This is a genomic window from Arenimonas aestuarii (assembly GCF_054781715.1).
Map to the genome: position 1 here is coordinate 393,113 of NZ_BAAGTW010000006.1, position 25,045 is coordinate 418,157.

The following is a 25,045-nucleotide window of genomic DNA, read 5'->3' on the forward strand; positions in this document are numbered from 1 at the left end:
AACTCGAGATGTGTCATGCGCAGCTGGATCCTCCGCGCGGCCTGGGTGGCCGCTTCAATGTTCGTCGTCGTCGGCGCCGTCTTCGCCATAGCCTGGTTCAAGACCGAAGCCGACCTGGCCCGGGTCTACGCGGTCTCCGACCCGCCGCTGCCCATGACCGACAGCCCCGAGGCGCTGGCCCGCGGCGAACACCTGTACACCGTCGCCGGCTGCGTGGAATGCCACGGCGAAGCCGGCCGCGGCAAGGCTTTCATCGACGCGGGCCCGGTGGCCTTCGTCGTCGCGCCCAACCTCACGCCCGCTGCCGTGCGCGAACGCTACGACGCCGACGCCCTGGGCGCGGCGATCCGCCACGGCGTCGACCCCCAGGGGCGCCCACTGCGGATCATGCCGTCCACCGACTTCATGAACCTCTCCGACGAGGACACCGCTGCGCTGGTCGCCTACCTGCAGGCGCTGCCGTCTTCGGACCACCAGCCCGGCACCACGGAAATCCGGCCGCTGGGCCGGGTGATGGCGCTGTTCGGAAAACTGCACCTGGCGCCGGCCGCCGACATCGACCACAGCCCGCGCCACCGCATCGCGCCGGCACCCGGCCCCACCCCCGAATACGGCGCCTACCTTGCCCAGGTCTGCACCGGCTGCCACGGCGGTGACTGGGCCGGCCAGCGCGTGCCGGGCACTCCGCCCGAGCTGCCGCCGGCGGCCAACCTGACCCCGCATGCCAACGGCCTGGCGGGCTGGACCGAGGCCGACCTGGGGCGTGCGCTGCGCGAGGGTCGGCGCCCGGATGGGAGCCAGCTGCATCCGTTCATGCCCTGGGGCGCCTATGGCGTGATGACCGACACCGAAGTGGCGGCCCTGTGGCAGCACCTGTCGCGCCTGCCTGCCAGGCCGGGCCAGCCGAAGCTGAAAAAAGCCTAGGTCTGCTGGTAGACGGCCGGCCGGTAGCGCTCCATGAGGCTCTCCGGCCAGGCCGGCGGCGTGAAACCGAAGCCGGCATACAGACGGTGTGCATCGCGGGTGGCCAGCATCATGCGGCGCAGTCCCTGGCTGTCGGGATGCGCCATCACCGTGGCCACCAGCGCCTTGGAAATCCCCCGCCCGCGGTAGTCCGGCAGCACGAACACGTCGGCAAGGTAGCCAAAGGTGGCGCGGTCGCCGATCACCCGGGCAAAACCCACCTGCCCGCCGTCGAGCCAGGCGCTGAAACACAGCGAATGGGCGAGGCCGCGTTCAAGCACGGCGCGTGGGATGCCAAGGCACCAGTAGGCGTGCTGGCTGAGAAAGCCGTGTACGACGTCCAGGTCGACGTCCGCCGGATCGGTGCTGATTTTCAGCTGGTTCATGGCGCTCAGCGGTAAAGGTAGTCGGGCAAGGCGGTGGCCAGCCACGGGAAGGCCGCCACCGCCGCCAGCATCAGCAGCTGCAGGCCGATGAAGGGCAGCACGCCGCGATAGACATCGCTGGTGCGCAGCTCCGGCGGCGCGACCCCGCGCAGGTAGAACAGCGCGAAGCCGAACGGCGGGGTCAGGAAGCTGGTCTGCAGGTTGATCGCCATCATCACGCCCAGCCACACCGGGTCCACGCCCAGCGCCAGCAGCACCGGCCCGACGATGGGCACCACCACGAACACGATCTCGATGAAGTCGAGCACGAAGCCCAGCACGAACATCAGCAGCATCACCGCCACGATCGCGCCCCAGGTGCCACCGGGCAGGCCGGTCAGCGTGGCATGCACCAGCTCGTCGCCGCCATACCCGCGGAACACCAGCGAGAACAGCGCCGCACCCACCAGGATGGCGAACACCATCGCCGTCACCTTCACCGTTTCGCGGGCGACGTCGGCCAGGCGCGCGAAGCCCAGGCGGCCATAAAGCGCGGCGAACACCGTCGCGCCGACCGCGCCAACGGCCGCCGCTTCGGTGGGCGTCGCGAAGCCGCCCAGGATGGCGCCCAGCACCAGGCCGATCAGGGCCAGTGGCGGCACGATGGCCTTTACCAGCTGCCACCACGAGCGCGGCGCCAGACCGGTAAGCGCCGGTGCGCGTTCGGGCTGGCGCCAGGCCACCCACAGCGCGTAGGCCAGGTACAGGCCGACCAGCCCCAGGCCCGGCAGCAGCGCGCCCGCGAACAGGTCGCCCACCGACACCGTTTCCGGCGCGAACACGCCCTGCTGCAGCTGCGCCTGCTGGTAGGCATTGCCCAGCTGGTCGCCCAGCAGCACCAGCACGATCGAGGGCGGGATGATCTGGCCCAGCGTGCCCGACGCACAGATGGCGCCGCTGGCCAGGCGCGGGCAGTAGCCGTGCCGCAGCATCGTCGGCAGCGATATCAGGCCCATGGCCACGACGGTGGCACCGACGATGCCGGTGGAGGCCGCCAGCACAGCGCCGACCAGCAGCACCGCCACCACCAGGCCGCCGCGCTTGCGTCCGAACAGCGACGCAACCGCCTCGAGCAGCAATTCGGCGATGCGCGATCGCTCCAGCATCACGCCCATGAAAACGAACAGCGGCACTGCGACCAGGGTTTCGTTGGTCATCACGCCGAAGACGCGGTTCGGAAATGCCTGCAGGAAGCTCGGGTCGAACAGTCCCAGCACGATGCCGGCCCCCGCCGACAGCAGCGCCACGCCGCCCAGCACGAAGGCCACCGGGTAGCCGCTGGCCAGGCCCGCGAACAGGCCCAGCAACAGCAGGAGCAGCATCCACGCCTGGGCTTCGAACACGGTCAGGCGTCCTGGCGCGAGGTGGCGCGGCCCAGCGCGCGGGTGGTTTCAGCCAGTCCCTGCACCAGCAGCAGCCCCGCCGACACCGGCACCAGCGCCTTGAGCAGGTACCAGCCCGGCAGGCCGCCGGGATCGCGCGAACCTTCGCGCGCCGCCCAGCTGGCGGCGACGTAGTCCCAGCTCATCGCGACGATGAAGACGCACAGCGGCAACAGCAGCAGCACGCCGGCGCCGACCTCGACCCAGGCACGCGTGCGCGGCGACCAGCGCTGCGAGAACACATCCACGCGCACGTGCGAGCCATGCCGCAGTGCGTAGGCCAGGCCCAGCAGGAAGATCGCCGCGTGCAGCCAGAGCACGGCCTCCTGCGCCGCCACCGAGCCGATGCCCAGCCCATAACGCGCGACGACCAGGCCGAACACCAGCGCGACCAGCGCAAGCGCCATCAGCGCCGCCAGCCGGCCGGCGATTTCGCTCAGCGCATCGGCCCAGCCCTGGGCCGTGGCGGTCAATCCCACTCGTAGATCGTCCAGTACACCGGCGATACCGTCTTGACCCCGTCGTCGCGGTTGAGCTTGCCGTTGCCGTCGGTGTCGATCAGGTAATAGGGCACGCCGCGTTCGGGCGTCACCTTCACCATGTACAGCACGCCGTTCTGGCGGTATTCCTCGACCTTGTCGCCGTTTTCCTCGGTGCGGATGCTCACGGCCGGCAGCTGGTCGCCTTCGGCGGTGGCATGCACCTTCTCGGGAATCGGCGCCTCTTCGCGCGCGGCGGGCTCGCTCGCCGCGGATTCCGCGGGCTGTCCGCCATCCTGGGCGGCCAGGGCGAGAAGCAGGGGGATCAGGGCGTTCATGGCGGGCTCCTGCACGCGGGAGGAGCAGCATGGCAAATGCGCCGCGGGCGCTCAAGCGGGGGCGCCGGGACGCGTAGAATCAGCCGCCTGCCGAACCGGAACACCCCTATGTCCCGCCTCGTCCTCATCGACGGCTCGTCCTATCTCTACCGCGCCTTCCACGCCCTTCCGCCGCTGACCGCGCCCGACGGATCGCCCACCGGCGCCCTGTTCGGCATCGTCAACATGCTGCGCGCCACGCTGAAGGAGAACCCGGACTTCGCCGCCTTCGTCGTGGACGCATCCGGCCCGACCTTCCGCGATGAAATGTACGACCAGTACAAGGCAAACCGGGCGCCGATGCCGGACGAACTGCGTGCCCAGGTCGAACCGATGATGCAGATCGTGCAGGCGCTGGGTTTTCCGATCCTGCGCGTGTCCGGCGTCGAGGCCGACGACGTCATCGGCACCCTGGCCCTGCAGGCGCACGCCGAGGGCATCCCGGTCACCATTTCCACCGGCGACAAGGATTTCGCCCAGCTGGTGCGCCCGGGCATCACGCTCACCAACACCATGACCGGCAGCATCACCGACGATGCCCGGGTGATGGAAAAGTTCGGCGTGCGCCCCGACCAGATCATCGACCTGCTGGCCCTGATGGGCGACAGCGTCGACAACGTGCCCGGCATCGACAAGTGCGGGCCCAAGACCGCCGCCAAGTGGCTGGCCCAGTACGACAGCCTGGACGGCGTGATGGCCAACGCCGCCGACATCAAGGGCAAGATCGGCGACAACCTGCGCGCCGCGCTCGACCGCCTGCCGCTGAACCGCGACCTGGTGACGATCAAGACCGACGTGCCGCTCGACCAGGGCCCGCGCGAGCTCACGCTGCGCGGCCGCGACGTGGACGCCCTGCGCGAGCTCTACACCCGCTACGGCTTCACCGCCGCCCTGCGTGAACTCGAGGGTGGCAAGCCCGACCCGGCCACGCGCCCGGCCCAGGCCAGCCTGGCGGCCGCTGCGCAGGCCAGTGCCGAAGCCGAGTCCGCACCGGACCCGGCGCTGGCCGCCAAGGGCGAGTACGCGTGCATCACCGATGCGGCCGCGCTCGCGACCTGGGTCGAGCAGCTGCGCGCTGCGCCGCTGGTGTCCTTCGACACGGAGACCGACTCGCTCGACCCCATGCGCGCCAACCTGGTCGGCCTGAGTTTCGCGGTCGAGCCCGGCAAGGCCTGTTACATCCCGGTCGGCCACGATTACCCGGGCGCCCCGCTGCAGTTGCCGCGCGAGCAGGTGCTCGACGCACTGCGCCCCGTGCTCGAAGACCCGGACAAGCCCAAGCTGGGCCAGCACGGCAAGTACGACCTGCACGTGCTGCGCCGCCACGGGCTGGTCGTGCGCGGTTATGCCCAGGACACGATGCTCGAGAGCTTCGTCTGCAACGCCGGCGGCCTTCGCCACGACATGGACACGCTGGCGCGCAAGTACCTGGGCTACGAAACCATCAAGTACGAACAGGTGGCCGGGAAGGGCGCCAAGCAGATCCTGTTCTCCGCGGTCGCGCTCGACGACGCCACCCAGTACGCCGCCGAGGACGCCGACGTCACCCTGCGCCTGCACGGCGTGCTGTCCGGGAAACTGGCCGCCGAGCCGAGCCTGCAGGCCGTCTACCGCGACATCGAGATGCCGCTGGTGCCGGTGCTCACGCGCATGGAGGCCACCGGCGTGCTGGTGGATGCCGCGGAGCTTCGTCGTCAGAGCGCGGACTTGTCCCAGCGCATGCTCGCCGCGCAGCAGCGGGCGCATGAAATCGCCGGCCGCGCATTCAACCTCGATTCGCCCAAGCAGCTCGGTGCCCTGCTGTTCGACGAGCTCAAGCTGCCGGTGGTGGTGAAGACCCCCGGTGGCGCGCCGTCCACCAACGAAGAAGCGCTGGAAGCCATCGCCGACCAGCACGAACTCCCGAAGCTGGTGCTCGAGTACCGCGGCCTGGCCAAGCTGCGCAACACCTATACCGACAAGCTGCCGGAAATGATCAACCCGGACACTGGCCGCGTGCACACCAGCTACCACCAGGCCGGCGCCGCCACCGGTCGCCTGAGCTCGAACGACCCGAACCTGCAGAACATCCCGATCCGCACCCCCGACGGCCGCCGCATCCGCACCGCGTTCATCGCGCCCGGGGGCCGCAAGATCGTCGCCTGCGACTACTCGCAGATCGAACTGCGCATCATGGCCCACCTGTCCGGCGATGACGGCCTGCTGCGCGCTTTCGAAAGTGGCCAGGACGTGCACAAGGCCACCGCCGCGGAAGTTTTCGGCGTTTCCGTCGACGCGGTGAGCGGCGACCAGCGCCGCGCCGCCAAGGCGATCAACTTCGGCCTGATGTACGGCATGAGCGCCTGGGGCCTGGCGCGCCAGCTCGGCATTGGTCGCGGCGAGGCGCAGGACTACATCGCGCTCTACTTCAGCCGCTACCCGGGCGTGCGCGACTACATGGAACGTGTTCGCCAGCAGGCGCGCGAGCAGGGTTACGTCGAAACGGTGTTCGGTCGCCGCCTGCAGCTCAATGAAATCCACTCACGCAACCAAGCCCAGCGCGCCGGCGCCGAGCGCGCCGCGATCAATGCGCCGATGCAGGGCACGGCGGCGGACATCATCAAGCGCGCCATGGTCACGGTGGACCAATGGCTGGACGGCCACCGCGACCAGGCGGCGATGCTGATGCAGGTACACGATGAACTGGTGTTCGAGGTGGAGGCCGGTTTCGTGGACACCCTGGTGGCCGAGGTGCGCCAGCGCATGGCTGCCGCGGCGGACCTGAAGGTGGCGCTGGTGGTGGACGTGGGGGTGGGCGAAAACTGGGACGAAGCGCACTGATCAGCTGCCTCTAATACGCTTGGATATCAATCACTTGCAGTCAGGTGAACGCGTCCTGAATCGAATGCCGATTTAACGCTCCTGTTCACGAACTTCTCATGCGCCGGGGGGTCTACTAGGCGCGTCGGATGCAAGGTCCGGCGCAGGATCACTCCCTCCCCTGAGTGGATCCAATCGGAGCAGGGTTCTCCCCAACCTGCGCTCCAAACCCCGACCCCGCGGGCTTCCCCTGGCCCGCGGGGTTTTTATTTGCCGGCCGGCGGCTCGCCAAGCCAGTCGCGCGGCCGCAGGTAGTCGGCCAGGCGGGCTTCGGGGCTGCCCGGCTCCGGGGAGTAGGCGTACTCGAAGCGGACCCGGGGCGGCAGGCTCATCAGGATCGACTCGGTTCGGCCGCCGCTTTGCAGCCCGAACAGCGTGCCCCGGTCCCAGACCAGGTTGAATTCCACGTAGCGCCCGCGCCGGTAAAGCTGGAACTCCCGCTCACGCTCCCCGTAGGGCGTGTCCTTGCGGCGCGCCACGATGGGCAGGTAGGCATCCAGGAAACCCGCGCCCACCGCCCTGGTGTAGCCGAAACAGGCCTCGAAGCCGTCCGCGTGCAGGTCGTCGTAGAACAGCCCACCCACGCCACGCGTTTCATTGCGGTGCTTGAGGAAAAAATACCGGTCGCACCAGTCCTTGTGCTCCGCGTAGCGCTGCTCCCCGAAGGGCGCACACAGTTCGCTGGCCACCCGGTGCCAATGCCGCACGTCCTCGTCCACCGGATAGAACGGGGTCAGGTCGAAACCCCCGCCGAACCACCAGATCGGGTCCCGGCCTTCCGGTCGGGCCTCGAAGAAGCGCACGTTCGCGTGCGAGGTCGGTACGTGCGGGTTGCGCGGGTGGATAACCAGCGACACCCCCGCGGCCCGCCAGGGTGCGCCCGCCAGCTCGGGCCGGTGCGCGCTGGCCGAGCCCGGCAGCGAGGGCCCGGACACGTCGGAGAAGTTCACCCCGGCCTGCTCGAACACCGCGCCTTCCTTCAAGACCCGGGTACGACCACCCCCGGCCATCGAGGGGCCCTTGCTGGGATCGGCGCGCTCGCGCGTCCATTCGTCCTGCTCGAAGCGGCCGCCGTCCACCGATTCCAGGCCCGCGCAGATGCGGTCCTGCAGGTCGCGGAGGAAGGCGTGCACGGCGTTGAAATCGGTCATGGCGGCGTCGGTTCCGGGGACGCGACCATGATAGCCGCCCGCGTCGGCCGCTATAATCGCCGCCAGCAATGAACTCCCCCACGCCCCCGCGCCTGCGCGTCACGGCTGATACCGGCCCCGACGCCCTGGTCGCCTTCATCTTCGGAACCGCCGCCGCCGTGCCCAGCGCGGTCGACTGCGGCCTGCTCGCCGGCCCCCCGGTCGAAGCCTGGTGCGGCAACGGCCACTACGCCGTGCGCGTGATCGAACAGCCCGAGGCCGGCGGCGACATCGAAACCGCCACGGCCCAGGCCTATGCCCGCCTGCTGGCCGAGGTGCGGCCGTCCACGCATCCCTACCTGATCCGCATCTGGAACTACTTCGCCGCCATCAACGAAGGCGAGGGCGACCAGGAACGCTACCGGCGCTTCTGCGTCGGTCGTGCCGGGGCCGTGGACGGCATGTTCAACCAGCCACCGCCGGCGGCCACGGCCATCGGCAGCGACGGCGTGCCGGGCCGGCTGCAGGTGGTGGCGCTGTGCTCGAAGTCGCCGGGCATCGCGCTGGAGAACCCGCGGCAGACGCCGGCCTGGCGGTACCCGCGTGAACACGGGCCGGTGTCGCCCGGCTTTTCGCGCGGCGCAGTGCTCGACGCCGACACCGTCAAGCCGCGCCTGCTGGCCTCGGGCACGGCCAGCATCGTCGGCCACGTGTCGCGGCACGTGGGCGATTTCGCCGCCCAGCTGCGCGAAAGCCTCGACAACCTGGCCACGTTGCTCGACCAGGGCCACCAGGCCACCGGTCGCGAATTCCCGCCGGCGCACTGCGAGGCCCTGCGCGTCTATCTGCGCCACCCGGGCGACCTGGCTGCGGCCCAGGCCATCCTGGCCACGGCGGGCCTGCCGGGCGAGCGCATCAGCTACCTGCGCGGCGACGTCTGCCGCCGCGAACTAGACGTCGAACTCGAAGGCGTGTTCGTCGCGGCCTGAGGCCGCCTTACTTCAGGTTTTCGTCGAACAGCTCGTAGATGCGGCGGTACTGGTCGTACCAGCTCTCCGGGTGCTGGTAGCCGTGGCGTTCCAGCGGGTAGCTGGCCATTTCCCAGTCATGCTTCTTGAGTTCGATCAGGCGCTGCGCCAGTCGCACCGAGTCCTGGTAGAAAACGTTGTCGTCGATCATGCCGTGGCTGATCAGCAGGTGGCCACGCAGGTTTTCCGCGTATTCGATCGGCGAACTGCGCTTGTAGGCCTCCGGGTCGAGCGTCGGCGTATTGAGGATGTTGGACGTGTATTCGTGGTTGTAGCTGGTCCAGTCGGTCACCGGCCGCAGCGCGGCGCCGGCCTTGAAGACGTCGGGGGCGCGGAACAGGCCCATGAAGGCCATGAAGCCGCCGTAGCTGCCGCCGTAGAGGCCGACGTTTTCCGCATCACCCTGGTGTTCGGCGACCATGTACTTCACGCCGTCCAGGTAATCCTCGAGCTCCGGGTGGCCCATTCGGCGGTAGATCGCCGTGCGCCAGTCGCGGCCGTAACCTTCCGAGGCGCGGTAGTCCATGTCCAGCACGATGAAGCCGTTTTCCACCAGCAGCTGGTGGAACATCTGCTCGCGGAAATACACCGGCCAGCGTGCATGCACGTTCTGCAGGTAACCGGCACCGTGCACGAACATCACCACCGGGTACTTGCGGCCTTCTTCCAGTGCCTCGGGGCGGTAGAGCTTGGCCCAGATGCTGCCGGCGCCGTGGCTCGAGGGCACCTGCACGATTTTTGGCGCCAGCCACTCGCGCGCCGCGAACTCGGGGCTGCGGGTGTCGGTGAGCTTGCGCGCCTCGCCGCCGGCCACCGGCTGCACCGCCAGCTGCGGCGGCACGTGCGAGCGCGACCAGCGAACCAGCAGCTGCGTTCCGTCCGGCGACAGCGTGAAATCCTCGACGCCGTCGAGCGCGGTCACTTCGCGCACTTCGCCGCCGTTGCTGGGCACCGCGCAGACCTCGTAGTCGCCCGGCCATTCGCGGTTGCAGACGAAATAGGCGGTGGCGCCGTCGGGCGACCACTGCGGCGCCGACGTCTCCCAGCGGCCGCTGGTCAGGCGGTTGGCGCGCTGGCCCGGCACCACGGTGTAGAGGTGGGAAAAGCCGGACTCCTCGCTCAGGTACCACAGGGTGCGGCCGCCCGGCAGCCAGCCAAAATCGTTGAAGCCCCAGTTGATCCAGGCCGGATCGGTAAGCCGGTGCGCCGGCTGCAGCTTGCCGGCGGCCAGGTCGACGGTGGCGATCCAGCGGTCCTTGTTGTCCACCGCGCGCGCCATCAGCGCAACGTTGCCGCCGTTGTCACTCCAGAGCAGGCCGTCGATGCGCACCGGGCGGTCGCCCTCGAGCGGGTCCTCGCCAGCGGCCTTGCGCAGTTCCGCCAGCGGGTCGCGGCTGATGCCGGGCAGGTTCGAGAGCGGCAGCTGGCGGTGGCTGCCATCGGCCAGGTCCACCAGCACCAGCTGCTGGCCCTGCGGCGGATTGCGGCCCACGCGCACGCGCACGTCCTCGTCTTCGACGTAACCTGACTCGGTCACATACTTGGGCATTTCCCCGCCACGACCCTTTTCGTAACCCTTGGCTTCGGTGACCACCAGCAGCCAGCGGCCATCGGGTGACATCGCGCTGCCGGCGATTTCGATCCTGTCGCCCAGGTACACCGGCGCCGCCGCCCGGCTGGCGTCGGCCTGGCGAAGGACCTCGGCGTTTTCACGCTGGGCCTCGCGGAAGGCCTTTTCGCGCGCCAGCTGGGCGCTCAGGCGCAGCTGGTGGTCGCGCATGGCGTCCTTTTCCGGCTCGGCCGCGGGGTCCTTTTCCGCGCGCGGCAGCGCCGCCGGCTGCACCAGGCGGGTGTCGGAAACCCAGCGGAACCAGTCATTGCCCACGCGCCAGACCACGCTGCGGCCGTCGGCACCGAAGCGCGGGTCGGCCTCGGCGTCCGTGCTGCGGGTCAGCTGCACCAGCGGACCACCCAGCACGCGCAGGAAGACGTCGCCGTTGCGGATGAAAACCGCCTGCCGGTGGGTCGGGTCGAACACCGGTCGTGCGGCGTCGAGCTCTGCCAGGGCGCTGCCTTCGACTTTCGCCGGCTCGCCGCCAGCCACCGGCACCGTCCAGGTGTCGCGCACCGGGCTGCCCTCGCGCTTGAGCGTGTAGAGCGCACGCTGGCCGTCCAGTGACCACCAGGCCGACTCTACCGGCGGCCCGATCCAGTCGGGATGGGACATCGCCTGGTCGAGCGTTAGCGGCGCCTGGGCCAGCGCCGGCAGGGCGCAGGCGGAAACCAGGGCGAGGGCGGCAAGACGAAGTCGCATGGGGGCTCCGGGAGTCGAAACTGGCCGGCAAGCCTAACAAAGCCGGCGCAGCCGGCGCGTGTGCGGCTTTTCCCACCCGGCGTTTGCGGCGACAATCGCCCAACCCAGCGCGGCGATGCCATGCAAGCCTACGTTTACAAATCCCTGCGCAAGCCCGACACCTATCTCTACCTGCGCAAACAGGACGACTTTTCCGCCCTGCCCCCGGCGGTGCGCGAGCCCCTGGGCGAGCTGGTGTTCGTGCTTGAGTTCGCGCTGACGGCAAACCGCCGCCTGGCCCGCGCCGACCCGGCGGTGGTGCTCGCCAACCTGCAGGCCCATGGCTTCCACCTGCAGTTCCCGCCCACCGTGCTGGACCCGATGGTCGATGGCTGACGCGCGCCGAGCCTGGCAGGGCTGGGCCTGGCTGGCGCTGGGCGCCGGCCTGTCCGCGGCCCTGCTGCTGGGCCAGGCCTGGACCGCAGCGCCCGCGCTGATGGCGCAAGCTGCGTTCGCGCTGGGCCTGGCGCGCCTGCGCGGCCTGCGCGCCGACCTGCCGGCGCCGGTGCAGCGACGCGACGCCGGCGCCCTGGCTTCGCTCTGGGCCCTGGGCCTGGCCGGGCTGTGGCTGGCGGTGGCCTGGCCGCTGCAGGCCCTGCTGGAGACCGGAACCCTGGCCGCCGCGCTGGGCCTGGGCACCTTGGCCGGCCTGGCGCTATTGGGCCTGTGGCGGGCCTGGCCGGCGTTCGGCCTGGCCGGACGCGGTGGCGCGGCCCTGCCGGTGCTGGCGGCCCAGGTCGGTAACGGCGGACCCGCCGATGCCGGGCGCGGCTTCGTGGTGGCCCTGGCGGTGTTCGTGGTGCTGGCGGCGATCCTGGGATTGGCCTGGCCAGGTCTGCTGCCAGCCGCCGCCAGGCCGGCCACTATCGCGGGGTTCGTGGTGCTTTCGCTGCTGGCGCACGGGCTGGTGCAGTCCTTCGGCAAGCCCCCCGAAGAGGCCGGCAATCGCCTTCCGGCCAACCTGCCTATCGTCGGCGACGACGACGATGCGCCCCCAGCGCCGACCGAAGACGCCCAGGATCCGGACGCGCGCCTGCTCGCCGCTACCCGCGCCGGCCGCATCGAGGCCGCCCTGGCCGCCCTGGCCGACGGCGCCGACCCGGAAACCCTGCCCGACCCCGAAGACCGCGACCAGCGCAGCCTGCCGATGCTGGCCGCCCTGCTGGGCGACCTGCGCCTGCTGCGCGACCTGATCGCCCGCGGCGTTGACCTCAATGCCGAACACGCCGGCCTGACCCCGCTGCTGGCGGCCACCCGCGACAGCTGGCACGGGCGGCCCGAAGCAGTGATGACCCTGCTGGCCAATGGCGCCGATCCGCGCCATGCCGACGCCGACGGCAATACCGCTCTGCACCACGCCGCGCGCAGCACCGACCCGGCGGTGGCGGCGTTGCTGCTCGACGCCGGCGCCATGCTCGAGGCGCTCAATGCCGATGGCTTCAGTGCGCTGGGCGTGGCCTGCGCCAGCGGCAACTGGCGGCTGGCCAAGTTCCTGATCGAACGCGGCGCCAGGCCCGAACCCCAGGATGGCCAGCCGGCCCTGCTGGCGGCCGCGGGCGGCGATGACGATCCCGCCGGCGTGCAGCTGTTGCTGCGCCACAAGGCGAGGGTGGATTCGCGCGGCCAGGGCCAGCGCAGCGCGCTGCACGTGGCCTGCGCGGCAGGCAATGCCGACGTGGCCGGGAGCCTGCTCGATGCCGGCGCCGACCGCAACGCCCGCGACGCCGACGGCATGACGCCCCTGCTTGAGGCCGCCCGCCATGGCCAGGCCGCGGTGCTGGCAAGGCTGGCGCAGGCGCGCCCGGATGTGTCGGCGGTGGATGGCCGCGGCCGCAACGCCCTGGTGCTGGCCGCTGAGTCCGAAGCCGGCCCGGAATTCCTGCGCCACCTCATCGCCATGGGCGTGGACCCCGAGCAGCGCGACCAGGACGGTCGCCGGGCGCTTGAGCACGCCCTGGGTGCTGGCCGCTGGCCGCTGGTGGCGGTGCTCGACCCGACCTACCCGCTGCCGGCCAGCGTCGCCGAAGGCCTGGCCGAAGGCAGCTTCGAAAGAAGCCCGCGCGAACTGCTGCGCGAAGCCCTGGTCGCCGGGCGGCTGGAGTCCGCCGAAGCCATGTTGCGTCTTGGCGCCGGTCCCGATGCGACTGGCCTGGCCTCGCTGCTGCTCGAGTTCGCCGGTGATGGCGACCTGGCGATGTTCGACTGGCTGCTGCGCCACGGCGCCAGCGCCGATACCCGCGTCGACGACCAGGACAGCGCGTTCATGCACCTGCTCGATCGGGGTGGCCAGGCCTGCGCGGCGCTGCAGCGCCTTCTCGACCGCGGCCAGCCCGTGGGCGGGCGCGGCGGCCTTGCACGCTGGCTGCAGGCCTGCCTGGCCGGCGAATTCGTCAGCCGCGGCCACGAGAACGTCGCCCTGGCCCTGCTCGAACGCGGCGCCGATGCCTTCGGAGGCGCGCCGGCCGACCCGCCGCTGGGCCTGGCGATCCGCCTGGGCTGGCTGCGCCTGGCGCAGGTCCTGCTGGTTGTCGGCGCCGACCCGAACGATCGTGATGGCCACGGCCACACGCCACTTCACGCTGCCGCCGCGCTCGGCCGCGAAGCGGCCCTGCAGCTGCTGGTCCGCCACGGCGCCTCGCCGGCGCTGTGTGCACCCGACGGGCAAACCCCGCTGGGCCTGGCCCTGGCGGCGGAGCGGCGCGAACTTTCGCACTGGCTGGAATGGCGGCAGTGGCAGTTGCCAGGGCGCACGCTGCAGCCGGCCGACCTGCCCGCGGCCGCGATGGCCGGGGACGCCGAGGCCGTGGGCCGCCTGCTGGAGCTGGACCTGCCGGTGGACGCCATCGACGCCCAGGGTTGCACGGCGCTGCTGCGCGCGGCCGGAGGCGGCCACGAGGCGGTAGTCGAGCAACTGCTCAACCACGGTGCCGACACCCGCATCGCTGCGCGCACCGGCGCCACGCCGCTGTCGGCGGCGATCAGCATGCGCCACGTCGGCGTGGTCGACCGCCTGTTGCGCGCCGGTGCCGAGCCCGACCTGCCGCTGCCGGGCGAAGTGACCCCACTGATGCTGGCCGCCGCACTGGGCCAACCAGAGCTGATCTCGCGGTTGCTGGCGCACGGCGCCGACCCCGAGGCCCGCGACGCCCAGGGCCTGTCGCCGTTGCACTGCGCGGCCCTGCACGCGTTTTCCTCGCGCGACCGCCAGCGTGTGCTGGCCTTGGTGGACGTGCTGCTGCTGGCCGACGTCGAGCCCGATGCGCCCAGTGCCGCCGGCCAGACACCGCTGCTGCTCCTGCTTGGCGCCCGCGCCGAACCGGGCACCGCCTGCGACGAAGAAGTGCTGCTGGCCGGGCTCGAGCGCCTGCTGGCCGAAGGCGTCGCGCTGGACGCCGCCGACCAGCGCGGCCTCACGCCCCTGCACCTGGCCGCGATGCATGGCCTGGCGCGCGTGGTGCAGCGCCTGCTGCGCGAAGGTGCCGACCGCCAGGCTCGCGACATCCTCGGCCGCACGCCGCACGACCTGGCGGTGCTGCGGGGTTTCGTCGACGTCGCCGCCGAATTCGAACCCGGCCGCGCCGGCGGCCCGCCATCGCTGGCGCGCTTCCTGCGCGAGCGCGACTAGGCCGCGCTAACGCCCGGCATCGCCGTCGTCTTCGGCGGCTTCGTCCGGGCTGAGGTCGGCCTCGAACAGCGTTTCCAGGTCCACCAGGGCTTCCTGCGAGGACGCCACCAGCGCCGCCTCGTCGTCGTAGACCAGGTGCTGGCGGCGAAGCAGCTGCTCGTCGTGCTGGCGGAAACGTTCGGTATTGCGCTCGGCTTCTTCCTCCGGCACGCCCAGGGCCTGCATCACCTTGCGGCCGATCACCAGGCTGGAGTGGAAGGTTTCGCGGGTGACATCGGCGTCCAGGTCCATCAGCCGGAAGGCATGCTGGCGGTTGCGCGCGCGCGCGAACACCTTCAGGTGCGGGTACATGCGCTTGACCAGGCGGGCGGTGCGCACGTTCGCGTCGGGGTCGTCGGTGGTCAGCACGAACACCTCGGCGCGATCGGCGTGCGCCGCGCGCAGCAGGTCGGGGCGGGCCGGGTCGCCGTAGTAGATCTTGGTGCCGAAGCGGCGCGATACGTCGACCTGGTCGGCGCTGTTTTCGAGGGCGGTGAAGGCGATCTTCTGGGCGCGCATCATGCGCCCGACGATCTGCCCGACCCGCCCGAACCCGGCGATGATCACGCGCGGGTGCTCGTGGTCGATGTCATCGGGCTCGCGCTTCTTTTCTTCCGACGGGTGCTCGCGCAGCCAGCGCGAGACCACCAGCAGGATCAGCGGCGTCGCCGCCATCGACAGGCCGATGACCACGAACAGCTGGTCACGCAGCTGCGCGTCCATCAGCCCGGCCTTGAGGGCTTCGGAAAACACCACGAAGCCGAACTCGCCGCCCATGGCCAGCACCGCGCCCAATTGCACGGCCTGGCGCCAGTCCAGGCCACCGGTGAACCGCCCCACCGCCAGCAGCACGGCCATCTTGAGCGCCAGCAGGCCCAGCACGCCCGCCGCGATCATCGCCGGCTGGTCGGCGATGACGTCCAGGTCGATGCTCATGCCGATGGCGATGAAGAACAGGCCCAGGAACAGGCCCTTGAAGGGTTCGATATGCGATTCGAGTTCGTGCCGGAACTCGGACTCGGCCAGCAGCACGCCGGCCAGGAAGGCACCCAGGCCCATCGACAGCCCGGCCTGGTCCATGATCCAGGCGTTGCCCACCACCACCAGCAGCGCGCTGGCGGTGAACACCTCCACCGAACGCGCCCTGGCCACCACCCGCAGCAGGTGCCGAAGCAGGAAACGCCCGCCGATCACCACCGCCAGGATCGCGCCGACCGCGATCACCACGCTGTCGAGCGGCGGCGCCGAACGCTCGAGTGCCTTGGCCGCGCCCAGCAGCGGGATCGCCGCCAGCAGCGGGATGGCGATGAGGTCCTGGAACAGCAGGATCGCGAACGCCACCCGGCCGTGTTCGGTGGTGAGCTCCTTGCGTTCGGCCAGCAGCTGCAGGCCCACGGCGGTGGACGAGAGCGCCAGGCCCATGCCGATCACCAGCGGCGCCTTCCAGCCGTCCACGCCCATCGCGGCGATCGCGGCGATGGCCGCGGCCGATACGAACACCTGCAGGCCGCCGGTACCGAACACCTTGCGCCGCATCACCCACAGCCGTGCCGGGCTCAGCTCCAGGCCGATCACGAACAGCAGCATCACCACGCCGAGCTCGGAGGCCGCCAGCACGTCGTCGGGGTCGGGCACCAGCGACAGGCCATCCGGGCCGATGGCCACGCCCGCGGCCAGGTAACCCAGGATCGCGCCCAGGCCCAGTCGCCGGAAAAGCGGCACCGCGATCACGGCGGCGATCAGGAAAACGAGCAGGAGACCGAGGTAACCGCTGGAGGCGTGCATGGCAAGATTATGCTCCGGTCGGGCGGCCATTGAAGCCTCGTTCCCGGGATGGTGTGCTGCAGGTCCTGGTTCGCCGGTTTCCCGGCGCCACGAAAAAGCCGGCCCGAAGGCCGGCTTTTTCATTGCGCGGTGGCCGGGGCCTCAGCGCTTCATCGAGGAGAAGAACTCGTCGTTGGACTTGGTGTTCTTCATCTTCTCGAGCAGGAACTCCATCGCGGCCAGTTCGTCCATCGGGTGCAGCAGCTTCCGGAGGATCCAGATTTTCTGCAGCATGTCCGGCTCGATCAGCAGCTCCTCGCGGCGGGTGCCGGAGCGGTTGATGTTGATGGCCGGGTAGACGCGCTTTTCGGCGATGCGGCGGTCCAGGTGCACTTCGGAGTTGCCCGTGCCCTTGAACTCTTCGTAGATCACCTCGTCCATCTTCGAGCCGGTTTCCACCAGCGTGGTCGCGATGATCGTCAGCGAGCCGCCTTCCTCGACGTTGCGGGCCGCGCCGAAGAAGCGCTTCGGGCGGTGCAGGGCATTGGCGTCGACGCCACCGGTGAGCACCTTGCCCGAGCTGGGCACCACGGTGTTGTAGGCGCGGGCCAGGCGGGTGATCGAGTCGAGCATGATGACGACGTCGCGCTTGTGCTCGACCAGGCGCTTGGCGCGCTCGATCACCATCTCGGCGACCTGCACGTGGCGCGCGGCCGGCTCGTCGAAGGTCGAGGAAATGACCTCGCCGCGCACGGTGCGCTGCATTTCGGTGACTTCCTCGGGCCGCTCGTCGATCAGCAGCACGATCAGATGCACGTCCGGGTGGTTGTGGATGATGGCCTGGGCCACGTTCTGCATCAGCACGGTCTTGCCGGCCTTGGGCGGCGACACGATCAGGGCGCGCTGGCCCTTGCCGATCGGCGACATCAGGTCCATCACGCGGCCGGTGATGTCCTCGGACGAGCCATTGCCGCGCTCGAGCTTGAAGCGCACGCGCGGGAACAGCGGGGTGAGGTTCTCGAACAGCACCTTGCCCTTGGACGCCTCCGGCGGTTCGCCGTTGATGGTGTCCACGATGTTGAGGGCGACATAACGCTCGCCTTCCTTCGGGCTGCGGATGCGGCCGGAAATTTCGTCGCCGGTGCGCAGGTTGAAGCGGCGGATCTGGCTGGGCGAGATGTAGACGTCGTCCGGGCCGGCCAGGTAGCTGGCGTCGTCCGAGCGCAGGAAACCGTAACCGTCGGGCAGGATTTCCAGCACGCCGTCGCCGGCCACGCCCTGCGGGTGGCGGGTGAGCACCTTGAGCAGGGCGAAGGTGACGTCCTGCTTGCGCATGCGCGCCACGCCTTCGTGCAGGCCCAGCTTGTCGGCGATCTCGAGCAGCTTGAAGGCCGGCATGCGCTTGAGGTCGTTGAGGCTGTAGACCGGGAAGTCGGGCGGCAGCTGGGGCAGCGGGCGCTCGTTCTGGCCGCCGTTGCCGCCATTGGCATTGCCTTCGTCGTCGCCGGGCATGCCACCGCCACCGCCGCCGCCTTCGCGGCCCTTGAAGCGGTCGCGCTTGTCGCGGAATCGGTCGCGCCGGTTGCGTCGGCCTTCGCGGCCGCGGTCGCCGCCGCCCTGGGGGCCACCGTCGCCGCCGCCCTGCTGGCCGCCGTCGTCGTTGCCGCCCTGGCCGCCACTGGACTGGCCGCCTCCGGACTGGCCACCGCCGCCGCCCTGGCCGCCACCGCCGCCGGCATCGCCGGAAGCAGCAGGTTCAGCCTTGGCGCGCTCGGGGGCCGGTGCCGAGACAGGCACGGGCGCCGCTGCCGGGGAATCGGCGGACGGAGCGTCGTTGTTGGGATTTGCGGCGCGCGATTTGCGCGGACGCTTCTCGGCGCTGGCGCCGGAGTCGGTTTCGTTTTCGGACACAGGATTCACCTCGCGAACGCGAGCGTGGGGAGGAAGGGGGTATGGCAAGACATCGGCGCCCAGGGCGCCCGAATGACCTTCAAACTAACACCGCGGGGGGCGGCGCGACAAGCGCCCGGCCCCCGCGGGGCCCCGGGGGACCGGGGCGGGACGCGTCAAAGCGCCTTGTCGACGAACTGCGCGAGCTGGGCCTTGCCCACCGCGCCGACCTGGGTGGCGTGCACCTTGCCGTCCTTGAACAGCATCAGGGTCGGGATGCCGCGCACGGCGTACTGGCGCGGCACCTGCGGGTTGTGGTCGATGTTGAGTTTCACCACCTTGACCTTGCCGGCGTACGTGTCGGCCAACTCGTCCACCATCGGGCCGATCATCTTGCAGGGACCGCACCACTCGGCCCAGAAATCCACCAGCACCGGGGTATCGGACTGGAGCACCTGGGCCTCGAAGTCGGTGTCACCCACATGAAGCACCTGGTCGCTCATGCGTCAAACTCCTGATTTACTTGAAGGTGGCGGCCCGGTCGGGCCTGCCGTTGGGGTAAACTGGGGCGCTTCGAACGGTAAATCAACCGCCATCGGCGGCCCCGGGTTCAGGGCAGTTTGCGACCCCCCGGCCAGGCCGCGCAAGCGCAGAGACGCGCAACCAGAGACCTACATGTCCGACAAACCACTGACCGATATCGCTTTTTCCAGTTTCGAGCTGCATCCTGACCTCCAGGCCGGCCTCGAATCCGCAGGCTTCACCCGCTGCACCCCCATCCAGGCCCTGACCCTGCCGATCGCCCTGCCGGGCGGTGACGTCGCCGGCCAGGCCCAGACCGGCACCGGCAAGACCCTGGCCTTCCTGGTCGCGCTGATGAACCGGCTGCTGACCCGCCCGGCCCTGGCTGACCGCAAGCCCGAAGACCCGCGCGCCCTCATCCTCGCCCCCACCCGCGAACTGGCCATCCAGATCCACAAGGACGCCGTGAAGTTCGGCTCCGACCTGGGCCTGCGCTTCGCCCTGGTCTACGGCGGTGTCGACTACGACAAGCAGCGCGAGCTGCTGCAGCAGGGCGTGGACGTCATCATCGCCACCCCGGGCCGCCTGATCGACTACGTCAAGCAGCACAAAGTCGTGTCCCTGCACGCCTGCGAGGTCTGCGTGCTCGACGAAGCCGACCGCATGTTCGACCTGGGCTTCATCAAGGACATCCGCTTCCTGCTGCGGCGCATGCCGATCCGCACTGAACGCCAGACCCTGCTGTTCAGCGCCACGCTCAGCCACCGCGTGCTGGAGCTGGCCTACGAACACATGAACGAACCCGAGAAGCTGGTCGTCGAAACCGAGACGATCACCGCCGCCCGGGTGCGGCAGCGTGTGTACCTGCCGTCGGACGAAGAAAAGATCCCGCTGCTGATCGGCCTGCTCACCCGCAGCGAAGGCCAGCGCACCATGGTGTTCGTGAACACCAAGGTCTGGGTCGAGCGCGTGGCCAAGGCGCTCGAACGCGCCGGCTTCCGCGTCGGCGTGCTGTCGGGCGACGTGCCGCAGAAAAAGCGCGAAACCCTGCTGGGCCGCTTCCAGAAGGGCCAGCTGGACCTGCTGGTGGCCACCGACGTCGCCGCCCGCGGCCTGCACATCGACGGCGTGTCGCATGTCTACAACTACGACCTGCCGTTCGACGCCGAGGACTACGTGCACCGCATCGGCCGCACCGCGCGCCTGGGTGCCGAAGGCGACGCGATCAGCTTCGCCTGCGAGCGTTACGCCATGTCGCTGCCCGACATCGAGGCCTACATCGAACAGAAGCTGCCGGTCGAGCAGGTCACCGCCGAACTGCTCATTCCCATGCCGCGCACGCCGCGTCCGGTCGAAGGCGACGAGGCCGGCGAAACCGAAAGCGTCAGCGCCATCTACCGCGAAGTCCGCGAGGCCAAGGCCGCCGAGGACGAACGCCGTGGCGGCAGTCGTTCCGGCAGCCGGACGGGTGGCCGCGAAGGCAGCCGTTCGGGTGGTGGCGGCCGTGGTGCCGGCGCCGGTCCGCGCCGCGAGCGCCGTCCGGTCGAGGCCGAGGGTTCCGAAGGCGCGCCCGTGGCCAGCCCGACCGCGCCGGCCGAAGCCGGCGTCGAGCGTCCGGCCCGTCGTCCGGCGCCGTCGTCGCCGATGCAGGAAGATCCGAACGCGCCGGCCCGCAAGCGCCGTCGCCGTCGCCGGGGTCGCCCGGTCGGCGAAGCCGGCGCCGAGGCCGGTGCCGCCGCGCCGCGTGGCGACGCCCCGCGCAAGGAGCCGGCCCGCAAGAAGCCCGACGCCAAGCCGGCCACCAAGCCCGGCGGTGAGGCCAAGCCGTCCCTGCTCGGTCGCATCAAGGCGGGCCTGAGCAGCCTGGTCAAGCGCAATCCGCCCGGCAAACACTGACCGCCCCGCGCCCGCATGGCCCTGCTGCGTTTCGACAACGTCACCAAGACCTACGCCGGCAGCGCGCCGGCGCTGAGCGACGTCAGCTTCGCGGTGGAGGAAGGCGAAATGCTTTTCGTCACCGGCCACTCGGGCGCCGGCAAGTCGACCCTGCTGCGCCTGGTGCACCTGTCCGAGCGCCCAAGCCGGGGCACGGTGCTGGTGAACGAACGCAACCTGGCCAAGGTGCGCGGCCGCAAGGTGCCGCTGCACCGGCGCCAGGTCGGCGTGGTGTTCCAGGACCACCGCCTGCTGACCGACCGCAGCGTTTTCGACAACGTCGCCCTGCCTTTGCTGATCGCCGGCACGCCGCGTTCGGAAGTCGGCAAGCGCGTGCGCACCGTGCTCGACAAGGTCGGCCTGGGCGACCGCGAACGCGCATTGCCGCTGCAGCTTTCCACCGGTGAGCAGCAGCGCGTGGGCATCGCCCGCGCCCTGGTCGCCCAGCCTCAGCTGCTGGTCGCCGACGAACCCACCGGCAACCTCGACCCGCAGCTGGCGGCCGAAATCATGCAGCTCTTCGCCGCGCTGCCGGCGTCCGGCACCACCGTGATCATCGCCAGCCACGACCTGGCCCTGGTCAAGCGCATGCGCCAGCGTGTGCTGGTGCTCGACCACGGCAAGCTGGTGGACGACATCTCGCCCGAGGACCTGGCGGCGTGAACGCCAAGGTCGAGAATCGCCCGCGTCCCGCCGCCGCCGAGCGGGTCAAGTCCGGGGGGCTGGGCGCGCGCCTGCGCGCCTGGCGCGAACAGCACCTGTATTCCCTGTTCTCCAGCCTCGGCCGCCTGCTGCAGCGACCGGTGGCCACCAGCCTGACCGTGGGCGTGATGGCCGTGGCCATCGCTTTGCCTTTGGGCCTGGCGCTGGCGCTGGGCAACCTGGAGCGTTTTTCCGGCACGGTGAGCGAATCGCGCGACATCGGTGTGTTCCTGAACGTCGACATCGACGGCGAACGGGTCGAAGCACTGTCGGAAGAACTGCGCGCCCGTCCCGACGTCACCGCGGTGGCCGTGCGCACGCCCGACGACGGCCTGGCTGAATTCCGCGAAATGAGCGACCTCGCCGGCGCCCTCGAGGTGCTTGAAGGCAACCCGCTGCCCTACGTGCTGGTGGTGTCGCCGGCCGGCGACGACGACGGCAGCGCCCTGGCCGACGCCCTGCGTGCCCTGCCCGAGGCCGAAGTGGTGCAGCACGACGCCCTCTGGCGCCAGCGCCTCACCGCCTGGCTGGCCTTCGGCGAGCGCGTGGTGCAGGTGGTGGCCGTGCTGCTGGGCCTGGGCGTGCTGCTGGTGGTGGGCAATACGGTGCGGCTGGACATCGGCGCGCGCAGCGAGGAAATCGCCGTGCTCCAGCACCTGGGCGCCACCGATGGCTTCGTTCGCCGGCCGTTTCTGTACCTGGGCGCCTGGTATGGCCTGGCCGCGGGCACGCTGGCGCTGGTGCTGCTGGCGGCTGCCGGCGTCCTGCTGCAGGGCCGCCTGACCGCGCTGGTGGCCAGTTACGGCAGCCAGTTCGCCCTTTCCGGGCCGGGTTGGCGGGGCACTGCGGCCCTGCTCCTGGGCGCCGCGGCGATGGGGTGGCTGGGCGCGTGGCTCGCAACCGGGCATCATCTACGTCGGACCCGTCCTACGGACGTGTGACATGAGCAACCCGAGTTTCAAAAGCTTCGACACCTCCAGCCCGCGCATCATGGTCGTGGACGGCTCCAAGGTCGTGCGCAAGATGATCGAAGGCGTCCTGCGCCAGCAGCTGCCCGACATGGAGTTCGTCGGCTGCGAAACCGGCGAGGAGGCCAAGGCCGCCCTGCAGGCCGGCGCGGTGAACCTGGTCACCATGGCCCTGCGCCTGCCCGACATGGATGGCCTGGACCTGGCGCGTTACCTGCGCGAGCACACGCCCCAGGCCTACATCCCGATCATCGTGGTCTCCGGCGATGTGCAGGAGCGCCTGGAGAGCCGCTCGATCAGCGACGACGTCACCGACTATTTCGACAAGTCGCTGGGCTTCAACGCCCTGGCGGCCTTCATCAAGGGTTACGTGGCCCCCGAATCCGAGGCCGGCGGCGAAGTGCTCTACGTCGAGGACAGCCGCGTGGTCGCCATGGCCACCCGGCGCATGCTGGAAAAGCACGGGCTCACCGTCACCCACGCCACCGGCGTCGAGGACGCCATCGCCCACCTGGAAACGGCCCGCGCGCAGGGCAAGGTGCCGGGCCCGGACGTGGTGCTGACCGACGTCTACCTGAAGGGCGAACTGACCGGCAAGGACCTGCTCAAGTCCATCCGCGAGGAGTTCGGCTACGTGAAGGGCCTGCTGCCGGTGCTGGTGATGACCGGCGACGCCAACCCGTCCAACCAGAGCGACCTGCTCCGCGCCGGCGCCAACGACCTGGTGCAAAAGCCCATCGAAGAACGCCTTCTGGTCACCAAGCTGCTGTTCCAGCTGCGGGTTGGCCGGCTGCTGCGGGCAAAGCTCGGCAAATAGGGTGGCCGGGGACCGCGTCCGCCTGGAACCGGGCTGGAAGGCCCGGGTCGGCGACTACCTGCAGCGCCCCGACATGCAGGAATTGTCGGCGTTCCTGCGTAAGGAAAAAGCAGCCGGCAAGCACATCTTCCCGCCGGGCCCGCGCATTTTTTCCGCGCTCGACGCCACGCCTTTCGACCAGGTGAAGGTGGTCATCCTCGGCCAGGACCCCTACCACGGGGCCGGCCAGGCCCACGGCCTGTGTTTCTCGGTACTGCCGGGCGTGCCGGTGCCGCCGTCGCTGGTCAACATCTACAAGGAAATCCAGGCCGACCAGGGCCATGCGCCGCCCGGCCACGGCTGCCTGCTGCCCTGGGCCCGCCAGGGCGTGCTGCTGCTCAATGCCGTGCTCACCGTCGAGGAAGGCCGGGCCGGCTCGCACCAGGGCAAGGGCTGGGAGGGCTTCACCGACGCCATCGTCCAGGCGCTGGACCGGGAAAAGGAAGGCCTGGTGTTCATGCTCTGGGGCGCCTACGCCCAGGCCAAGGGCAAGCTGCTGCAGGGCCGGCACTGCGTGCTGCGGGCCCCGCACCCCTCGCCGCTGTCGGCGCACCGGGGTTTCCTGGGCTGCGGCCACTTCAGCAAGGCCAACCGCTGGCTGCAGGTAGCCGGCAAGGCCCCGGTGGATTGGTCGCTGCCGTCGCGGGCGGCGGTGGAGGCCCTGCTGGCGCAGGCCGACCCGGCCAGCCCTTGAACCCGGCCCGGGCGACCCCAGATCAGCGGAACGGCCAGGGGAGAGGTCGTTCCATTCATGGAACGGACAGGGAACTTTGTGCCTCTTTAGCACTCTTATTGCCCGAGTGCTAAACTCCGGACCCATGAACGAGGATCGCATGACCACCACGGCCCTTATCGCAAACAACCTGCCGATCCCCAGCGCGCTGGGTTCGCTCGACGCCTACATCGCCGCGGTCAACCGCGTGCCGGTGCTGTCGGTTGAAGACGAGCAGGCCCTGGCCCGCAGCTATCGCGACGACGAAGACCTCGACGCCGCCAAGGCGCTGGTGATGTCGCACCTGCGTTTCGTGGTGCACGTGGCCCGGGGCTACCAGGGTTACGGCCTGGGCATGGGCGACCTGATCCAGGAAGGCAACATCGGCCTGATGAAGGCGGTCAAGCGTTTCGACCCCGACCAGGGCGTACGCCTGGTGTCGTTCGCCGTGCACTGGGTGCGCGCCGAGATGCACGAATTCATCCTGCGCAACTGGCGCATCGTCAAGGTCGCCACCACCAAGGCGCAGCGCAAGCTGTTCTTCAACCTGCGCAAGTCCAAGAAGCGCCTGGGCTGGATGAACGACGCCGAGGTCACCGCGGTCGCCAAGGACCTCAACGTCTCCAAGCGCGAGGTCCTGGAAATGGAATCGCGCCTGTCCGGTCGCGACATCGGCTTCGATGCGCCCGACAACGGCGACGAAGACGGCCCGCCGTCGCCGGTGGCCTACCTGCGCGACAGCGGCGAAGACCCGGCAATGGCCTACGAGCGCGAATCGCACGAAGACGACCAGCTCGAACTGCTGCGCGAAGGCCTTTCCGGCCTGGACCAGCGTTCGCGCGACATCCTCAAGCGCCGCTTCCTGGGTGAGCCCAAGGCCACGCTGCAGGAACTGGCCGACGAATACGGCGTTTCCGCCGAACGCATCCGCCAGGTCGAGGCCAATGCGCTCAAGAAGATGCGGGCGCTGTTCGCGGCCTGAGCACGCCGCCGCATGTAACACCACCAACGGCCCCGCGAGGGGCCGTTGTCGTTT

Annotated in this window: 20 protein-coding genes; 11 read left to right on the plus strand and 9 right to left on the minus strand. The window is 70.1% G+C overall.

Annotated features, from left to right (window positions below; genetic code table 11):
* Window positions 1-15 precede the first annotated feature (15 nt).
* A complete protein-coding gene (locus ACYVJH_RS11350; protein ID WP_460454754.1) occupies window positions 16-924 on the plus strand; it encodes a c-type cytochrome in 909 nt (302 codons plus the stop codon).
* Here ACYVJH_RS11350 and ACYVJH_RS11355 read toward each other — a convergent pair.
* From ACYVJH_RS11355 to ACYVJH_RS11370, 4 genes are read right to left on the minus strand one after another with little or no spacing between them, the layout of a single operon-like run.
* Window positions 921-1,358 (minus strand): GNAT family N-acetyltransferase, encoded by a 438-nt coding sequence (locus tag ACYVJH_RS11355; protein ID WP_460454871.1) that lies wholly within the window; start codon window positions 1,356-1,358, stop codon window positions 921-923. The genes ACYVJH_RS11350 and ACYVJH_RS11355 overlap by 4 nt on opposite strands.
* Entirely contained in the window at window positions 1,355-2,731 is a 1,377-nt protein-coding gene (locus ACYVJH_RS11360; protein ID WP_460454755.1) for a TRAP transporter large permease, read from the minus strand. The genes ACYVJH_RS11355 and ACYVJH_RS11360 overlap by 4 nt, the downstream gene beginning before the upstream one ends.
* A gap of 2 nt (window positions 2,732-2,733) precedes the next feature.
* On the minus strand, window positions 2,734-3,249 hold the full coding sequence (locus ACYVJH_RS11365) for a TRAP transporter small permease subunit (RefSeq protein WP_460454756.1): 516 nt from the start codon (window positions 3,247-3,249) through the stop codon (window positions 2,734-2,736).
* On the minus strand, window positions 3,240-3,587 hold the full coding sequence (locus ACYVJH_RS11370; RefSeq protein ID WP_460454757.1) for a DUF2782 domain-containing protein: 348 nt from the start codon (window positions 3,585-3,587) through the stop codon (window positions 3,240-3,242). The genes ACYVJH_RS11365 and ACYVJH_RS11370 overlap by 10 nt, the downstream gene beginning before the upstream one ends.
* 108 nt (window positions 3,588-3,695) lie before the next feature.
* On the opposite strand from ACYVJH_RS11370, the gene polA reads away from it, so the two are divergent.
* A complete protein-coding gene (polA, locus tag ACYVJH_RS11375; protein ID WP_460454758.1) occupies window positions 3,696-6,446 on the plus strand; it encodes a DNA polymerase I in 2,751 nt (916 codons plus the stop codon).
* 245 nt (window positions 6,447-6,691) lie between these two features.
* Here polA and hemF read toward each other — a convergent pair whose 3' ends face one another.
* On the minus strand, window positions 6,692-7,636 hold the full coding sequence (gene hemF, locus ACYVJH_RS11380) for an oxygen-dependent coproporphyrinogen oxidase (RefSeq protein WP_460454759.1): 945 nt from the start codon (window positions 7,634-7,636) through the stop codon (window positions 6,692-6,694).
* A 68-nt stretch (window positions 7,637-7,704) separates the two neighbouring features.
* Between hemF and ACYVJH_RS11385 the strand changes: the two genes are divergently transcribed.
* Entirely contained in the window at window positions 7,705-8,604 is a 900-nt protein-coding gene (locus ACYVJH_RS11385) for a chorismate transformation enzyme, FkbO/Hyg5 family (RefSeq protein ID WP_460454760.1), read from the plus strand.
* A gap of 7 nt (window positions 8,605-8,611) precedes the next feature.
* Here the strand turns inward: ACYVJH_RS11385 and ACYVJH_RS11390 are convergent, their stop codons facing one another.
* Window positions 8,612-10,957, minus strand: coding sequence for a S9 family peptidase (locus ACYVJH_RS11390; RefSeq protein ID WP_460454761.1), 2,346 nt, complete (start codon window positions 10,955-10,957; stop codon window positions 8,612-8,614).
* Between the two features lie 120 nt (window positions 10,958-11,077).
* Between ACYVJH_RS11390 and ACYVJH_RS11395 the strand changes: the two genes are divergently transcribed.
* Window positions 11,078-11,332 (plus strand): YcgL domain-containing protein, encoded by a 255-nt coding sequence (locus ACYVJH_RS11395; RefSeq protein WP_460454762.1) that lies wholly within the window; start codon window positions 11,078-11,080, stop codon window positions 11,330-11,332.
* Entirely contained in the window at window positions 11,325-14,621 is a 3,297-nt protein-coding gene (locus tag ACYVJH_RS11400; protein ID WP_460454763.1) for an ankyrin repeat domain-containing protein, read from the plus strand. The genes ACYVJH_RS11395 and ACYVJH_RS11400 overlap by 8 nt, the downstream gene beginning before the upstream one ends.
* 6 nt (window positions 14,622-14,627) lie before the next feature.
* Here ACYVJH_RS11400 and ACYVJH_RS11405 read toward each other — a convergent pair whose 3' ends face one another.
* The 3 genes from ACYVJH_RS11405 to trxA form a co-directional block, all read right to left on the minus strand.
* Window positions 14,628-16,445, minus strand: coding sequence for a monovalent cation:proton antiporter-2 (CPA2) family protein (locus ACYVJH_RS11405; protein WP_460454764.1), 1,818 nt, complete (start codon window positions 16,443-16,445; stop codon window positions 14,628-14,630).
* A 141-nt stretch (window positions 16,446-16,586) separates the two neighbouring features.
* A complete protein-coding gene (gene rho, locus ACYVJH_RS11410; protein ID WP_460454765.1) occupies window positions 16,587-18,335 on the minus strand; it encodes a transcription termination factor Rho in 1,749 nt (582 codons plus the stop codon).
* 155 nt (window positions 18,336-18,490) lie between these two features.
* Window positions 18,491-18,817 (minus strand): thioredoxin TrxA, encoded by a 327-nt coding sequence (gene trxA / locus ACYVJH_RS11415; protein WP_034224613.1) that lies wholly within the window; start codon window positions 18,815-18,817, stop codon window positions 18,491-18,493.
* Between the two features lie 172 nt (window positions 18,818-18,989).
* On the opposite strand from trxA, the gene rhlB reads away from it, so the two are divergent.
* The 6 genes from rhlB (at window position 18,990) to rpoH (ending at window position 24,991) form a co-directional block, all read left to right on the plus strand.
* Window positions 18,990-20,732 (plus strand): ATP-dependent RNA helicase RhlB, encoded by a 1,743-nt coding sequence (gene rhlB / locus ACYVJH_RS11420; RefSeq protein WP_460454766.1) that lies wholly within the window; start codon window positions 18,990-18,992, stop codon window positions 20,730-20,732.
* A 15-nt stretch (window positions 20,733-20,747) separates the two neighbouring features.
* A complete protein-coding gene (gene ftsE, locus ACYVJH_RS11425) occupies window positions 20,748-21,434 on the plus strand; it encodes a cell division ATP-binding protein FtsE (RefSeq protein WP_460454767.1) in 687 nt (228 codons plus the stop codon).
* A gap of 59 nt (window positions 21,435-21,493) precedes the next feature.
* Window positions 21,494-22,414 carry a permease-like cell division protein FtsX gene (gene ftsX / locus ACYVJH_RS11430; protein ID WP_460454872.1) on the plus strand — a complete coding sequence of 307 codons (921 nt, stop codon included), beginning with the start codon at window positions 21,494-21,496 and terminating at the stop codon, window positions 22,412-22,414.
* A 1-nt stretch (window position 22,415) separates the two neighbouring features.
* Window positions 22,416-23,258 (plus strand): response regulator, encoded by an 843-nt coding sequence (locus ACYVJH_RS11435; RefSeq protein WP_460454768.1) that lies wholly within the window; start codon window positions 22,416-22,418, stop codon window positions 23,256-23,258.
* Between the two features lies 1 nt (window position 23,259).
* On the plus strand, window positions 23,260-23,991 hold the full coding sequence (gene ung / locus ACYVJH_RS11440) for a uracil-DNA glycosylase (protein ID WP_460454769.1): 732 nt from the start codon (window positions 23,260-23,262) through the stop codon (window positions 23,989-23,991).
* Window positions 23,992-24,115: 124 nt separating this feature from the next.
* The gene (gene rpoH, locus ACYVJH_RS11445; RefSeq protein WP_460454770.1) at window positions 24,116-24,991 is read left to right on the plus strand and encodes an RNA polymerase sigma factor RpoH; all 876 of its coding nucleotides are present in this window, start codon (window positions 24,116-24,118) and stop codon (window positions 24,989-24,991) included.
* Window positions 24,992-25,045 lie beyond the last annotated feature (54 nt).

Bases quoted from the DNA above. Each gene is read 5' to 3' on its own strand.
- ACYVJH_RS11350 (WP_460454754.1), top strand. From the start codon at position 16: ATGCGCAGCTGGATCCTCCGCGCGGCCTGGGTGGCCGCTTCAATGTTC.
- ACYVJH_RS11370 (WP_460454757.1), bottom strand. From the start codon at position 3,587: ATGAACGCCCTGATCCCCCTGCTTCTCGCCCTGGCCGCCCAGGATGGC.
- polA (WP_460454758.1), top strand. From the start codon at position 3,696: ATGTCCCGCCTCGTCCTCATCGACGGCTCGTCCTATCTCTACCGCGCC.
- hemF (WP_460454759.1), bottom strand. From the start codon at position 7,636: ATGACCGATTTCAACGCCGTGCACGCCTTCCTCCGCGACCTGCAGGAC.
- ACYVJH_RS11385 (WP_460454760.1), top strand. From the start codon at position 7,705: ATGAACTCCCCCACGCCCCCGCGCCTGCGCGTCACGGCTGATACCGGC.
- ACYVJH_RS11390 (WP_460454761.1), bottom strand. From the start codon at position 10,957: ATGCGACTTCGTCTTGCCGCCCTCGCCCTGGTTTCCGCCTGCGCCCTG.
- ACYVJH_RS11395 (WP_460454762.1), top strand. From the start codon at position 11,078: ATGCAAGCCTACGTTTACAAATCCCTGCGCAAGCCCGACACCTATCTC.
- ACYVJH_RS11400 (WP_460454763.1), top strand. From the start codon at position 11,325: ATGGCTGACGCGCGCCGAGCCTGGCAGGGCTGGGCCTGGCTGGCGCTG.
- ACYVJH_RS11405 (WP_460454764.1), bottom strand. From the start codon at position 16,445: ATGCACGCCTCCAGCGGTTACCTCGGTCTCCTGCTCGTTTTCCTGATC.
- trxA (WP_034224613.1), bottom strand. From the start codon at position 18,817: ATGAGCGACCAGGTGCTTCATGTGGGTGACACCGACTTCGAGGCCCAG.
- rhlB (WP_460454766.1), top strand. From the start codon at position 18,990: ATGTCCGACAAACCACTGACCGATATCGCTTTTTCCAGTTTCGAGCTG.
- ftsE (WP_460454767.1), top strand. From the start codon at position 20,748: ATGGCCCTGCTGCGTTTCGACAACGTCACCAAGACCTACGCCGGCAGC.
- ACYVJH_RS11435 (WP_460454768.1), top strand. From the start codon at position 22,416: ATGAGCAACCCGAGTTTCAAAAGCTTCGACACCTCCAGCCCGCGCATC.
- rpoH (WP_460454770.1), top strand. From the start codon at position 24,116: ATGAACGAGGATCGCATGACCACCACGGCCCTTATCGCAAACAACCTG.